At 28.5% G+C, this 13,856-nt stretch carries 15 protein-coding genes; 4 read left to right on the forward strand and 11 right to left on the reverse strand.

From position 1 onward, the window contains the following. Positions 1–110: 110 nt before the first annotated feature. From rpsO to BUA62_RS01910, 10 genes are all read right to left on the reverse strand, one after another. Positions 111–386, reverse strand: a complete 276-nt coding sequence (gene rpsO, locus BUA62_RS01865) for a 30S ribosomal protein S15 (RefSeq protein WP_072862863.1) — start codon at positions 384–386, stop codon at positions 111–113. Positions 387–500: 114 nt separating this feature from the next. After that, the gene (locus BUA62_RS01870; RefSeq protein WP_072862866.1) at positions 501–1,385 is read right to left on the reverse strand and encodes a DUF1385 domain-containing protein; all 885 of its coding nucleotides are present in this window, start codon (positions 1,383–1,385) and stop codon (positions 501–503) included. After that, positions 1,363–1,617: a hypothetical protein gene (locus tag BUA62_RS01875; RefSeq protein WP_072862868.1), complete on the reverse strand. Its 255-nt coding sequence runs from the start codon at positions 1,615–1,617 to the stop codon at positions 1,363–1,365. Before BUA62_RS01875 ends, BUA62_RS01870 begins: the two co-directional genes overlap by 23 nt. Before the next feature lie 18 nt (positions 1,618–1,635). Continuing rightward, positions 1,636–1,920 (reverse strand): stage V sporulation protein S, encoded by a 285-nt coding sequence (locus BUA62_RS01880; RefSeq protein ID WP_072862869.1) that lies wholly within the window; start codon positions 1,918–1,920, stop codon positions 1,636–1,638. Positions 1,921–2,048: 128 nt separating this feature from the next. Then, entirely contained in the window at positions 2,049–3,209 is a 1,161-nt protein-coding gene (locus BUA62_RS01885) for a 2-oxoacid:acceptor oxidoreductase subunit alpha (RefSeq protein WP_072862871.1), read from the reverse strand. Continuing rightward, complete coding sequence (locus tag BUA62_RS01890) at positions 3,202–3,426, reverse strand: 4Fe-4S dicluster domain-containing protein (protein ID WP_072862873.1); 225 nt, start codon at positions 3,424–3,426, stop codon at positions 3,202–3,204. Before BUA62_RS01890 ends, BUA62_RS01885 begins: the two co-directional genes overlap by 8 nt. A gap of 15 nt (positions 3,427–3,441) precedes the next feature. Further along, complete coding sequence (locus BUA62_RS01895; RefSeq protein ID WP_072862875.1) at positions 3,442–4,581, reverse strand: sodium ion-translocating decarboxylase subunit beta; 1,140 nt, start codon at positions 4,579–4,581, stop codon at positions 3,442–3,444. A gap of 159 nt (positions 4,582–4,740) precedes the next feature. Continuing rightward, the gene (locus BUA62_RS01900; RefSeq protein ID WP_072862877.1) at positions 4,741–5,541 is read right to left on the reverse strand and encodes a type I phosphomannose isomerase catalytic subunit; all 801 of its coding nucleotides are present in this window, start codon (positions 5,539–5,541) and stop codon (positions 4,741–4,743) included. Positions 5,542–5,551: 10 nt separating this feature from the next. After that, positions 5,552–6,991, reverse strand: a complete 1,440-nt coding sequence (gene aglA / locus BUA62_RS01905) for an alpha-glucosidase AglA (protein ID WP_072862878.1) — start codon at positions 6,989–6,991, stop codon at positions 5,552–5,554. A 12-nt stretch (positions 6,992–7,003) separates the two neighbouring features. Continuing rightward, positions 7,004–8,578 (reverse strand): helix-turn-helix domain-containing protein, encoded by a 1,575-nt coding sequence (locus BUA62_RS01910; protein ID WP_072862880.1) that lies wholly within the window; start codon positions 8,576–8,578, stop codon positions 7,004–7,006. Between the two features lie 201 nt (positions 8,579–8,779). Here BUA62_RS01910 and BUA62_RS11430 point away from each other — a divergent pair, with 201 nt between their 5' ends. Both BUA62_RS11430 and BUA62_RS01915 read left to right on the forward strand, forming a co-directional pair. Then, positions 8,780–8,938 carry a hypothetical protein gene (locus BUA62_RS11430; protein WP_159429487.1) on the forward strand — a complete coding sequence of 53 codons (159 nt, stop codon included), beginning with the start codon at positions 8,780–8,782 and terminating at the stop codon, positions 8,936–8,938. A 38-nt stretch (positions 8,939–8,976) separates the two neighbouring features. After that, positions 8,977–10,326 (forward strand): HD-GYP domain-containing protein, encoded by a 1,350-nt coding sequence (locus BUA62_RS01915; RefSeq protein ID WP_072862882.1) that lies wholly within the window; start codon positions 8,977–8,979, stop codon positions 10,324–10,326. On the opposite strand, the gene BUA62_RS01920 is transcribed toward BUA62_RS01915, so the two are convergent. Further along, positions 10,327–11,514 carry an MFS transporter gene (locus BUA62_RS01920; RefSeq protein ID WP_072862883.1) on the reverse strand — a complete coding sequence of 396 codons (1,188 nt, stop codon included), beginning with the start codon at positions 11,512–11,514 and terminating at the stop codon, positions 10,327–10,329. It lies immediately after the preceding gene. Positions 11,515–11,629: 115 nt separating this feature from the next. Here BUA62_RS01920 and pgeF point away from each other — a divergent pair, with 115 nt between their 5' ends. Both pgeF and BUA62_RS01930 read left to right on the forward strand, forming a co-directional pair. Continuing rightward, positions 11,630–12,439 (forward strand): peptidoglycan editing factor PgeF, encoded by an 810-nt coding sequence (pgeF, locus tag BUA62_RS01925; RefSeq protein ID WP_072862885.1) that lies wholly within the window; start codon positions 11,630–11,632, stop codon positions 12,437–12,439. Between the two features lie 48 nt (positions 12,440–12,487). Continuing rightward, on the forward strand, positions 12,488–13,852 hold the full coding sequence (locus BUA62_RS01930) for an MATE family efflux transporter (RefSeq protein ID WP_072862888.1): 1,365 nt from the start codon (positions 12,488–12,490) through the stop codon (positions 13,850–13,852). The last annotated feature ends 4 nt before the right edge of the window (positions 13,853–13,856 follow it).

The following is a 13,856-nucleotide window of genomic DNA, read 5'->3' on the forward strand; positions in this document are numbered from 1 at the left end:
AAAATCAAATTAAAAACAATGGGAATAGAAATTGACGAATTAACTCCAGAACAAATTGCATATTTAAATAGTTGGAAGTAAAAAGACAGCCCGCGTTAGCAGGCTGTTTTTTATCCTCTAATTCCTAATTTTGAAATTAATTCCTTATAAACTTCTGGTCTTTCTTTCTTTAAATATTTTAACATTTTTCTTCTTTTACCAACCATTTTCATAAGACCTCTTCTTGAATGAAAATCTTTGGAATGTGTTTTTAAATGTTCTGTTAAATGTCTGATTCTTGCAGTTAATAATGCAATTTGAACTTCAACTGAACCTGTGTCTTTTTCATTAATTTTGAATTCTTCAATAACTTTGTTTTTGATTTCTGGGTCTAATCCTCTTGACATATTCCTCTACCTCCGCATTCATATTCCTTTGGCCAAGATAAGGTTTACTCCATTATCTGAGCCAAGGTATTTATATTATAATATATATTTTGTTAAAAATCAATTGATAATATTTTAAACTTCAACAATTTCTTCACCATCAAATTCTTCTTTCAATGCATATTTTAAAGAAACAATTGCAACTTCCAACTGTTTTTCATCTGGTTCTGATGTTGTAATATTTTGTAAAGCCAAACCTGGCCAGGCCAAAATTCTACCAAATCTTGTATGAATTATTTTTGCAGTAAATCTTTGAAATTCATATGCAAAACCAGCCACTACTGGCAATAATATAATTCTTGTTAAAACTTTTTCCCATATCGTTGTAAATCCTAATGCTCCAGTAATAGAAAAAACAACTATAGAAGCAAATACTGTTATTATTAAAAAACTCGTACCGCATCTTGGATGTAGCGTTGTATATTGTTTTGCATTTTGAACATTTAATTCTTTACCATCTTCATAATTATATACAGTTTTATGCTCAGCACCATGATATTCAAATACACGTTTTATATCTTTAAATAAAGAAATTACCCATATATATAATATAACAAAGAAAGCTCTAACTATACCTTCTATAAGTGAAAACCAAAATTCATTTTGAATATTAAATAATTTGGTTACAAGCATTGGTCCTACACCAAATCCACCAATCGCAAACAAAAAAGCCAATAAGATTGAAATTATCATATCTTTTTTGGTTATTTCTTCCTCACCAGAGACATTTGCAGAATACGATAATGCTTCCATACCTATAATCATAGCTTTTAACAAAACAAAAAAACCTCTTATAAAAGGAATTTTTTCAAGCCACCCAAAAGAATTTTCTTTCAATCTTTTTACCTGAATCTTCCCATCTGTTCTTCTTACTGCAACAACAGTATTTATACCTTTCATCATTACACCTTCTATAACAGCCTGACCACCTACATATTTAGGCATTTTCTTTTTCTCCATCTTTTATCCTCCTTAAAATCTCCTCTACTACTTCACCTTCAGTTATCACAAAATAAAAAGTTAAAGCTTCTTTATCTACTGTTTTTTCTTTTTTTAAAATCATCGAAGCTTTTCTTCTCAACTTTAACCTCTCACTTTTATTCAATTTTGCTATATCTTTAACTATAGAAAAAATCCGCGCGTCTTTTATACACGCGGTAACTATTTCATTAATAACTTTATTATCTATCACTTACAGGCTTCTCCTCTATTAAGCTTCCGCTTTTTCCTCAGAAATTTCAGCAAATACTCTAAATTTTATACCTGTTCTTTTTTCTTCACCAACTATTACTTCTACAAATCCTGGAACCACAAAAAGTTTTTTTCCACGAGTTTCAACAAATCTTCTCGCAATAGCAATAGCTTTAACTGCTTGATTTACAGCTCCCGCCCCAATTGCTTGAATTTCAACTTCATCTGTTTTACTTAAAACACCTGCTATAGCACCAGCTACTTTGTTTGGTGATGAAGAATGTCCAACTTTTAAAACTTCCATGGATAGTTCAGCCCCCTTTATTTCGTTTTCTAAAGATATTTTACCATAAAACTTTTATTTTTTCAAATGCTTATATATTTTTTTTATTTGTATTTAAAAAAATACCCCGCATTAACGCAGGGTATTTATTAAAACTCTATTATTCTTCTCCAAACTGCTGTTATGGAATTTAAAATTTCCCTTGGACTGATTAAATTGCCATCTACTTTATTAACTAATTCAAGGTGTTTACCAAATTTATTAACCCTAGAAATTTCCAAAGCCATTTGTCCAAGGTTCATTTCAGCAATTATTACAGCTTGAGATTTTCTCAATATATTTTTCATTTTTGAAACTGGAAAAGGCCATATTGAAATTGGTTTAAATAATCCAACAGGGATTCTATCTTCTCTCGCCATCTTTACAGCTTTCATGGCACTTCTTGCTACAGTCCCATACGCAACAACAATTATTTCTGCATCATCTGTCATATATTCATCATATATAGCAATTTCTTCAGCATATAATCTAATTTTAGAATCAAGATGTTTTATTACCTTATCCGCTACATGTGTTGAACCAACTGGAAATCCTGTTTCATCATGAACAAGACCGGAAACATGGAATCTTGCTTTACCCATTTCTATTAATGGGTTAACAGGATAACTTTCCTCTTGAAATCCAAATGGATGAAATAAGTCTTCTTCTTTTATCTCTGATTCTGTCATTTTTTGAATAATTTCAGGATTTTCGTCTTCATCGCTCAAATAAAAACTTTCTCTCATATGTCCTAATGTTTCATCCATAACCAAAACAACAGGTGTTCTATATGTTTCTGCATAATTAAATGCTTTTATTGTATATTTATAAGCTTCTTCCACTGTTGATGGATATAATGCTATTATTTGTTGATCACCATGTCTTCCCCATCTAATTTGCATTAAATCACCTTGAGATGGTTTTGTAGGTAATCCTGTACTCGGACCACCTCTCATAACATCAACAAACACGCAAGGAGTTTCTGTCATCGTAGCGTATCCCAATGCTTCTTGCATTAAACTAAAACCTGGACCACTCGTTGCTGTCATAGATTTCACACCCGCTAAAGATGCACCTATTATTGCTGCAGCACTCGCTATCTCATCTTCCATTTGAATGAACTTCCCACCAACTTTTGGTAATTCTCTTGCCATTGTTTCGGCAACCTCAGTTGAAGGTGTTATAGGATATCCCGCAAAAAATCTACAACCCGCTTTAATAGCTGCTAATGCTACTGCTTCATTTCCCTGCATAAAAACTATTCTACCCATTAGTTTCAACCACCTTTTCAACTTCCTCAACATTAATCGCTATATCAGGACATAACCTTTCACACATCAAACAACCGATACATTTATTTATGTCTACCACAATTGGTTTCCCCAATTCAGCAGAACCCAAAGTTTTAGTTGGACAGACATTATAACATATACCACAATTTTTACAAAAAGAGTAATTAATTTCTACTTTATAACTTTTTTTAGCCATTTAAATTCCACCTCGTTATGAAAGTATCGACAAGAATACACCTGCTGCAACAGCAGAACCAATAACTCCGGCAACATTTGGTCCCATAGCATGCATTAAAATAAAATTACCTGCATCTTCTGATTGCGCTATCGTATGTGCAACCCTCGCTGAATCAGGTACAGCCGATACACCTGCAGCACCTATTAATGGATTTATTTTATCCTTCGTAAATACATTTATTAACTTCGCAAACAAAATCCCAGATACCATCGCAATAATAAAAGCTACTGCTCCTAATAAAAATATCTTTAAACTGGCTGGTTTTAAGAAAATATCTGCCCTTGCAGTACTTCCTACCGAAAGCATTAAAAGTATTGTTACAGAATCTAATATAAACCTAGATGCTGCTTCAGCTAACCTTTTTGTTACTCCAGATTCTTTTAATAAATTACCTAACATTAATAAACCTACCAAAGATAAAGCTTTTGGCACTAACAATGCAACAACTATTGTTGTAGCAATGGGGAATATTATCTTTTCTTTTTGAGTAACGTGTCTCATTTTTTTCATTCTTATTTTTCTTTCTTCTTTTGTAGTTAATAATTTTGAAACAGGAGGTTGTAATATTGGTATTAACGCTATATATGAATACGCAGCAATAGCTATAACAGCCAATAATTCGGGAGAAAATTTAGAAGCAAGATATATTGATGTTGGTCCGTCAGCACCACCAATAATTGCAATTGATGCTGCACTTTTTATATCAAAGCCCATTAAATTTGCAACAATAAATGTACCAAAAATTCCAACTTGTGCTGCTGCACCTAAAAAAATTAATCTTGGATCTGCTATTAAATATGAAAAATCCGTTAAAGCTCCTATACCAAGAAAAATTAAAGGTGGATAGATACCTAAAAACATACCTTTTTGTATATACCATAACAGACCTCCCACTTGATCCCCTGATGGAGGTGTCAATATCCCTGTAACTTCAGGCGGTATGTTTGCTAAAATAATGCCAAATCCAATTGGTATTAATAATAATGGTTCGGCGTGTTTCACTATTGCTATATAAATTAAAATAGAACCAATAACAATCATCAACAGATGTTGCCATGTAAAAAACGCAAACCCACTATTAGAAAAAAAAGCTATAAAATTAGAAAAATCCATTTTTTTGTCCTCCTTGCAAATTTATTCAAAGTAATTATAAAACTTTATTGGCAATAATTCAAGCAGTATTTCAACTAATTATATTAAGGTAAAGTAAAAAAAGTAAGGCTTTAACGCCTTACTTTATATCTAATCGCATTTAGTTCGATATTTTCAAATTTAAAGAAAAAATAACAATCCAAATTCTTCAACCTTATAATCTAATCCTTTTGGAATAACTATTGTTTTAAAATCTTTGAAAGACACGAAAATACCAAAACCTTTTATTATTTCATTTTTAACCTTTTTAATATTAAAATATTGTGTTTTAAATTCTTCAGGTGAATTTGCTATAACAAATGGACTATCTTTTAAAAATTTTTTACCCTTTTCTATATGAACTTCTCTAGGTCTTCCCCAATCATACAATCTATATGTTAAATCAGATGTTTGTTGTATTTCTAGCAACATAGAATTTGGACCTAATGTATGAACAACCCCTGCTGGTATAAATAATAAATCATTCTTATTTAAAATAGTTGGTTTAAAAATCTCTTCCCATTTTTGTTCTTCTATTGCTTTAATATTCTTTTTAATATCATTAGAAATAAATATTTCATTTTTCTCATTTAAAAAATACCATGCTTCTGTTTTTCCCCATGGCTCATTCTCAATTTCATTAGCAAACTTATCGTCTGGATGAACCTGAATCGATAACCATTGGGTTGTTGATATTAACTTTAGCAATAATGGAATACGAGGGAAATCTTTCCCCAATAATTCTTTTATCATTTTAGATGGCCTACCATAACTTTTTCCACTCTTTAAGCCTATTAATTCAGTTTCATATTTTTCAACACCAGAAAATAACCACACTTCACCTATTTTATCCATGCCATTCTTTTTAAACAATTCATTTAATTTTTTATCTCCCCAAACCTTCTCAACAAAAATAGGAGAACTTATCAATACTTCATTCATAATTTCCACCTCAAATTCCACGATAATGTTTTTTCATTTCAGCATTTTCTGGTAATTCCATAATTTCTTTTAACACTGATTTCACTTGATCATATGAAGTAGTTCTTCTATCTCTGATTAAAAACTCTTCAAGTATTTTTATATCTCCACTTAAAAATGCTTCTAATGCCATTTCCATTCGTATCATCCTAGGGTAAAGATAATATTTAATTATTCTACGATTTAATTTGGGATAAATTTCTTCGTGATGAATACCATTTTTATCAACTAATACTGGCACTTCAACAGCAACATCTCCGGGTATTTCATTTATAATATCAGAATTCATTATATTCAAAACTAATTTTACTTTCTTATCATTAACTATAGCATTAATAAATGGAATATGCTGTTCTCCGCTAAATTTATCTGGATCTAATATTTTTCTTATTTCTTCTTCAAAATGCCCTTCTAAAGCGTTTCCTGATAAAGATAATTCAAAAAGTTCTGAAAGCTTTTTATCTTGATTCTCATACACTAATTTTGCAAAATCTTTAATTATTTTAGTAACTTCAGTTAACATATTTTGATACCATTTCCATCCTATTTCAGAATCTGCTCCTCCCCATGGTTCACCATACCATTTTTTCTTTTCCTCTAAATTATAATGATATTTCCATGAACTATTTCTAACTGTATCTCCAATAGGAAACATACCATAAAATTTATACATATCTATTGCCGCATGACTCAATTGATCATTAAACGGGTCTCGAGGGTTAAATTCTTTATTTTGTTCTATCCATTTATCCAACAATGGATATGCATCTTCGCCTTTATATTCAAATTTATTCAACCAAATTGCATGATTAAATCCTGCAACCTGCCAATCGGTTAATTTATAATCTAATCCTAACTTTTCTATAATTTCATTTACACCATAATGCCCATGACATACTCCAATCATTTTTATTGGAACTTCTCTTGAAATTAATGTTGTAATTTCAAAAACAGGATTTGCTCCTTGGATAAGCCATGCATTAGGAGAAAGTTTTTCTATTAGTTTGGCCACATTAAATGCAAAATTTAATTGATTATAATTTGATATTGTATAATAATCTGAAACCATGTTAAACTCTTGTGTGTCTATACCTCTATAATATCCATATTTTTCGCCAATTTTCCTCGCTTTTTCCAGATAATCATGTCCACCAACCATAGCTGTATTTATTACAAAATCAGAATCTTTAATTGTATTTTCAAGACTTGTTGTTTTCTCAAATCTTATATCAGAACCATATTCTTCTACAATTTTACTTGCCAGCAAATGAACTGCATTTAACCTTTCTTCATCAATATCCATTAAGCTAATAACACTTCCTGATAATTCTGGAGTTTTACAAATATCAGCAACTAACCTCATAGAAAATACTGCACTACCAGCCCCTATAATACCAATCTTTACTCCCATGCTTGCTCCCTCCTAAAATTTGGTTAAAATATTTAATAATTTTCTTCTATCAGCACCATTTTCATAATACCAATACGAAAGAGTTGTCGGCATTTTTTTTAAAGAATATTTTTCAACAATCCTTATTAAAAATTCTGGTAATTCTATTCTGATATTCCACTTGATATCATATCTAGAATAATTTCTTACAAATATATCCATCAACTTCTTTTCTTTTTTATTTAAATTAAAATAGTTAGCTATAAATTCATTATAACTGGACTTTTTCATTCTTTCAAAGAAATGCCTTGCTAATTCTTTTCTTGCATTTATAAATTCATTACCTTTTAACATTTCTATTATAAACCATTTCACATAAAAGTCATCGCTAAAGGTTAAATCTTTTATATCACTTAATATTACATTTGGTTTATTTAAGCTTGCTATATACATATGAACAAAAAGTCTTTTTCTTTTTTCAAAATCCATTTCTTTTAATTTTATCACAACTTTATTGAATTCTTTTTCAAAATATAATTTACCATATTCATTTATTATTGCAAAAGGTGAAAATATATCTGGTGTAATATTCAAACCTACAATAAGTTTCCTAATTGTATTTCCTTTTATCTCTTTTACTTTTCCGTTTATAATAGCTGAAAGACTTTTCCTCGAAATATTTATTTTTTTTGATACTTCTGATATATTAACTATATAATTTTTAATAAAAGTTCTCAATTCTTCAGTAATTTTATATGAAGATTCTTTTGTAACTACAAACTTTTTTAAATAATTAAACATTGAAACATAATTTTCTTTTGAATTCCTTTTTCCTTTTTCTGGCAACCTTCCCCAATAATAAGAGATTATTGGAGCATATGAGTATAATTTCCCAATATTTTCATTATTCACTTCAAAAAATGTATCGAAAATATCAAAATAATTCATGTTATTTTCAAAATAATATCCAGTATAATACATCAATTTTTTTGAAAGATATATCGCTTTTTCTAAGTCAAATGACTTTAAATACCATGACCAATCATTTAAAGAATTAATTATTCCAACTCTATGAGGAATTTCTTTTGATAATTTATATGATTTTTCAAAATATTTCCATGCATCTTCATATTCTTTTCCTTTTATTTTCTTTCTCGCCTTTCCCAAATAAATAAATGCTTCTGTTGAAGGATCAGATTCATATATTTTACCCCAAAGTCTTGTTTTTTCATTCCATTCCATTATATTTTCTATATTAATCAAAACAGAAGAAACTATTTTTCTGGAATTTTTTGGAATCTTCGAATAATTTTCTTTTAGATAAAAATAAAGATTTTTAGCATTATCATAGTCTTTTATTAAAAATAGATAAGATAACTTTTTTGCTAAAAGTATATAATGTAATGTTTTTGAATTATTATGTATTAAACCCTTTTCTATTTCTATTAAAGCTTCTTTTCTATTTCGTTTCCAGTCATATTCCAAACTTTTAAAAAGGTGATGCCAACCATCGTGAGTAGTTTTTAATATCATTAAGTTTAAAAAAGGTTTTGCAAATGACCCATAATATGCTAAAATATGGAAAATTTCCTGATTTTTCTTTCTCATACTTCAACTCCTTTTTTTACTATTATACTATATTTTTCCGAATATGGGAAGTTATTAAATAAAAAATATAAATGTTACAAAATAGCATATTTTTAAGTTGTTAAAAACAACTTATACTCTATCTTTCAAAACCATATGAACTTGAAAATCATATGGAATCATGTATAATATAATTGAAAACTTTGAAAGGAGCGTGATACTATGAAAAAAATTACTAAAACAATAGTTATTTTAACCTTCTTGTTTGTTATATTATTCTCATCAATTACTTTTGGAGGACCTTTAGATGGTACCGATTCTACAAATATAACTCAAAATTCTGCTGTTTTTACTTTAAATAGTGTTGATTTAAATCAATAAGGGGTATCCCCCCTTTTTTTATAAAGGTTGGTGGATTGATGAAAAAAGATACTCTCATAGTCGCAGTTGTGTTTTTTAATATCACTATATTTGGAAATAATATAGATAAAACAATCTCATTTCAAAATGGGATCTTTTATTATATCCTTTTATTTTTACTTGTCGTAACTTCTATTATTATTACACTCTTTATTGACAGAAAAACCTTAAAGAAGAAATATTTAGAAAAAGAAAATGAATTAAAAGGTTTAAATTTAGACTTAGACAGTGCTAATAAAGAGTTAGAAGATTCTTATAAAAAAATAGAAAAATTAAATTCTTCTATAATAAAAATCCTTGAATTGTCTTCATTCTTTGCTGCACCAAAATTAATGGAGAAAGATTTTGAAAAAAAAGTTTTAGATTTAGCTATTGAAATAATAGAACCTGCAAAAAATGGCTCAATATTTTTATTTAACGATGATAATGCAAAAATGGTTTATGCCAGAGGTTATGATTATAATAAAATTAATGAATTAAAGTTAAAAAAGCAGGATCTTATTGTTCCCGAAAAATCTAAAATAATAAAAGAAATTCATAATGTTAATAAATATAGAATGTCTGAAGATTTATTTAATGAATTTCATAAATTAGGTGGAAATTTAAAAGAAACTCTTATTACTCCTATTATCTTTAATAGTGAAACCTTTGGTATTATAACTTTAGATATTCACAAAAACGAGTCTACAAAAAGATTTGAAGATTATCATACAAAAATTATGGATTATTTTGGTAAAACTTTTGCGGGTTTTTTAAAAATGCTAAATTTTATAAAACAAGAAGGAAAATTCCATAAAGATATTGCATTGACTCTGGTAAAAGCTTTGGAATATTACGATGATTATACTAGAGGTCATTCTGAAAGAGTTGCAAATTGGGCTTCGTTGGTTGCTGAAAAAATGAATATGGATAAAGAAAAAATAGAAAGAATATATTGGGCTGGCGTGTTACATGATATAGGAAAAATTTTTATTCCTCAAACTATATTAAATAAGTCCGGAAGATTGACTCCAGAAGAATATGAAAAAATAAAACTTCATCCTGTAAAAGGAGAAGAATTAATTGATAAAGTTGAAGAAATGGCGGATATTTCAAAAATCATACGCCACCATCATGAAAGATGGGATGGAACAGGATATCCAGATGGTTTGCTCAGAGAAAATATTCCTTTAGAGTCAAGAATATTAGCTGTTGCTGATAGCTTTGATGCAATGATCAGCAAAAGACCTTATAAAAAACCACTTACAAAAAAAGAAGCTATCTTTGAATTAAAGCGCTTATCAATGAAACAATTTGATGGGAAGGTTGTATCCGCATTTATAGAAATAATAGAAAAAGAAGATATATAATTATTTTATTGGCTTTTCATATAACTTTAGGAATACTTCGTCTTTTAAAATAGGTTTAAATAAATTTCTTAAAAGTAACAATGAAATAAAATAAAATAATGCACTAATTAAAAACAAGTATGTATACCCTCCGGAAAATGAGGTTATATATCCAAATATTAGAGCAGCAAATGATCTAGCTATGAAATTAAGAAAATTCCTGATACTGCTTATAGTTGTTATTTTATTCTGAGGTATATAACTCATTATAATAGTTGTAGAAACCGGATTTGTCATATTCATAAAAGAAAACCTTAAAGCATAAAGAACAGTAAATAAATATGGATCCCTTACATAAGCAAATGATATTATTAATGGTATAACAAGCATATTTAATAAAAAAGTAAATTGATATGCTCCAAACTTTTTTGAAAGTTTCGATGAAAATATTGAACCTAATGAAGCTCCAAACTGAGCAATAGCTAGAGCTACCCCTATAATAGTTGGCTGCATATTAAACAGATCTTTAAAAATAATATTTCCAAAATTAACAAATAGCCCGGCTCCAAATCCTATTAAAAACGTTCTAATCAAATGTATTTTTATTATATGGCCCTGTAATTTATTAAATTCTTTGAGATTAAAAATTTCTTTAATTGACACTTGAGAGTGATGCTGTTTGTTTTCGTGAACCAATAATAGAAAGAAATTAGAAGCCAAATGTGTAATCCCAGTTATTAATAATGCCACATTAAATCCGACTATTTCACCTAATGCCCCACCTATCAAGTTCCCTATTAATCCACTTCCCATAAAAAGTCCAAAATTATATCCAAAATACTTTCCTCTATTTTCATGTGTTGTAATATCAACAATTAATGAATTAAGTAATATCATTCTTGAAGTTAATACTCCACCATTTATCAATGCTGTGTAAATTAATATAGATTCTGTTGGTATTGAAATTCTTAAAAAAGTTATAATTGCAAAAGTTACAGAAGAAATAATTAACATTAACTTTTTACCAAATTTATCTCCCAGTACTCCGATTAACAATCCTAAAAATGCTGATCCAACCATTTCTAAAGAGGTTATATGGCTAATAAATGCATTATTAAATCCTATATCTCTTAAAAAAAGATTAAAAACAATTCTATATATAGATTGTGCAATACTACTTAAAAGTGTATAATATAACAATTTTCTCATTTTATCACTCCATTTGTTTGTTTTACAAACAATATTATACAACAAAAAATAGTTAGTTTTGTTAACAATATTTAAAAAATACAATTTTAATGGTATAATTCGTATAGGTGATAATATGAATTTAGGTAATTTTGTTTTAAAACAAAAAGAGGATATTTGTTATTTAACTATTCCTATATTTGAGAAATATAGGAATTTATTTCATTTATTCACTACGAGAAAAACTGGATATAATGGCAAAGATTTAAATCTTGGAATTAATACTCCCACATCTTTAGAAGAAGTATATAAAAATTATTTAAAATTATGTAGAATTCTAAATATAAATACAAAAAATATTGTTCTTTCAGATCAAGTTCATGAAGATAATATATTAATTGTTAATGACTCATATAAATCTAGAAATTTTTTATTTGACAAAAAGGTAAAAAATGCAGACGGCTTAATAACTAACAAAAAGAATATATTTTTATTTACATTATATGCTGATTGTACCCCAATATATTTTTATGACCCAATAAACGAGGTCATTGGGGTGTCGCACTCTGGATGGAAGGGTACAATTAAAGAAATTGGAAAAAAAACTATTCTAAAAATGAAAAGTGTCTTTAATTCTCAACCAGAAAACATTTTAATTGCCTTAGGTCCTTCTATTGGTCCCGAAAGTTTTGAAGTAAGAAAAGATGTTAAAACATTATTTGAAAAAAAATTCGGGAAAGAGGTTATCAAACCAAAAAATGAAGAAAAATTCCTTATTAATATTTGGAAAGCTATTGAAATTTCTCTAATAGAGGTTGGTATAAAAAAAGAAAATATATTAATATCAAATATAGATACTTATTCAAATACTGATCTGTTTTTTTCATATAGAAAAGAAGGAAATACAGGAAGAATGACGACCATTATGGCTCTTATTGACACTTAACCTATTTTATGTTATAATTAGTTAGCAAGACGAACCAAGGAGGATACCATGGCCAACAATAAAAATAATAACAAAGTTGATATTTTTAATAATTCTATTATTATGTCTCTTTTTCTTTTAGGATGGCCTATGATTATTTCTAATTTAATGCAAACTATGTATAACATAGTTGATGCTTATTTCCTAGGAAAATTGGGGAAAATTGAATTTTCAGCTACTACAATTACATGGCCTATCATTTTTGTATTTATCTCTTTTACTATTGGGTTTTCTAATGCAACAGTTGCATTAGTTTCACAGTATACCGGTGCAAAAAATAAAAAAATGTCTCAAAAAACTGCAGGGCAAGCTTATTTGATTTCTATTATTTTAGGTATAGCTTTAGCACTATCCGGAATTTTGTCTTCATCTCCTATTATAACTTCTATAGCTGGTGAAAATAGTAAAAATGTCGTACCATATGCTATTAAATATTTTAATGTTATTATGTTAGGAATGCCTTTCGCTTTTTTATTTAATATATCTGGTGCAATTTTAAGAGGGTGGGGCGATTCGAAATTTTCAATGCATATGATGTTTTATTCCACAATAATAAATACAATTTTAGATCCTATTATGATATTTGGATTAGGACCAATTCCAAAAATGGGGGTTGTTGGTGCTGCATGGGCTACCACAATTTCACGTATTTTTATTGGCCTTGTATCTTCTTATTTGGTATTTAAAGGAGAAAGAGGTTTCAAAGTTCATGTTCACGATTTGAAATATGACCCTTTTTTAATAAGAAAAATATTATCTATTGGTTTTCCAGGGTCGATGAGTTTCACTATTACCTCTATAGGTTTTGCTGTTATTATGAAATTCGTTTCTACTTTTGGACCAACTGTTGTTAGTGCATATGGTATTGGAAATAGAATAATCAATTTAATTACTATGATATCTTTTGGTATTAGTGCTGCTGTTACAACTATGATTGGTCAATTTTTGGGTGCTAATGATATTAAAAACGCCGAAAAAACCGTTAAAATTGCTTTTATTATTAACTTTAGCATAATTTCTATTTTAAGCACCTTAACTTTTTTCTTTGGGGGACATTTAACTAAATTTTTCATAAATGATCCTGAAGTTATAAATATAGGAAATATTTTCTTTACCTATGTTTCTTTTTCTCTGCCCTTTTTCTCGTCTATGAGTGTATTTGTAAACACACTTGTCGGCGCAGGAAGAACAGGACAATCTATGATAATTAATATTACAAGATTATGGGGAATAAGAATACCATTAATCGCTATTATGGCAAATAATTGGGGATTCATGGGAATTTTTTACGCTATGATTATTAGCAATATTCTTGCGATGATACTTGCATGGGCATTTGTTCATTTTGGCAACTGGAAAAGAACTATAATATAGCGGA

The sequence above is a fragment of the Marinitoga hydrogenitolerans DSM 16785 genome (assembly GCF_900129175.1).
GTDB classification, from domain to species: domain Bacteria; phylum Thermotogota; class Thermotogae; order Petrotogales; family Petrotogaceae; genus Marinitoga; species Marinitoga hydrogenitolerans.

Coding starts and splice junctions, on each gene's coding strand:
- pgeF (WP_072862885.1), top strand. CDS start 11,630: ATGAATTTAGGTAATTTTGTTTTAAAACAAAAAGAGGATATTTGTTAT.
- BUA62_RS01870 (WP_072862866.1), bottom strand. CDS start 1,385: ATGGAGAAAAAGAAAATGCCTAAATATGTAGGTGGTCAGGCTGTTATA.
- BUA62_RS01910 (WP_072862880.1), bottom strand. CDS start 8,578: ATGAGAAAGAAAAATCAGGAAATTTTCCATATTTTAGCATATTATGGG.
- aglA (WP_072862878.1), bottom strand. CDS start 6,991: ATGGGAGTAAAGATTGGTATTATAGGGGCTGGTAGTGCAGTATTTTCT.
- BUA62_RS01920 (WP_072862883.1), bottom strand. CDS start 11,514: ATGAGAAAATTGTTATATTATACACTTTTAAGTAGTATTGCACAATCT.
- BUA62_RS01930 (WP_072862888.1), top strand. CDS start 12,488: ATGGCCAACAATAAAAATAATAACAAAGTTGATATTTTTAATAATTCT.
- BUA62_RS01880 (WP_072862869.1), bottom strand. CDS start 1,920: ATGGAAGTTTTAAAAGTTGGACATTCTTCATCACCAAACAAAGTAGCT.
- BUA62_RS01885 (WP_072862871.1), bottom strand. CDS start 3,209: ATGGGTAGAATAGTTTTTATGCAGGGAAATGAAGCAGTAGCATTAGCA.
- BUA62_RS01900 (WP_072862877.1), bottom strand. CDS start 5,541: ATGAATGAAGTATTGATAAGTTCTCCTATTTTTGTTGAGAAGGTTTGG.
- rpsO (WP_072862863.1), bottom strand. CDS start 386: ATGTCAAGAGGATTAGACCCAGAAATCAAAAACAAAGTTATTGAAGAA.
- BUA62_RS11430 (WP_159429487.1), top strand. CDS start 8,780: ATGAAAAAAATTACTAAAACAATAGTTATTTTAACCTTCTTGTTTGTT.
- BUA62_RS01890 (WP_072862873.1), bottom strand. CDS start 3,426: ATGGCTAAAAAAAGTTATAAAGTAGAAATTAATTACTCTTTTTGTAAA.
- BUA62_RS01915 (WP_072862882.1), top strand. CDS start 8,977: ATGAAAAAAGATACTCTCATAGTCGCAGTTGTGTTTTTTAATATCACT.
- BUA62_RS01895 (WP_072862875.1), bottom strand. CDS start 4,581: ATGGATTTTTCTAATTTTATAGCTTTTTTTTCTAATAGTGGGTTTGCG.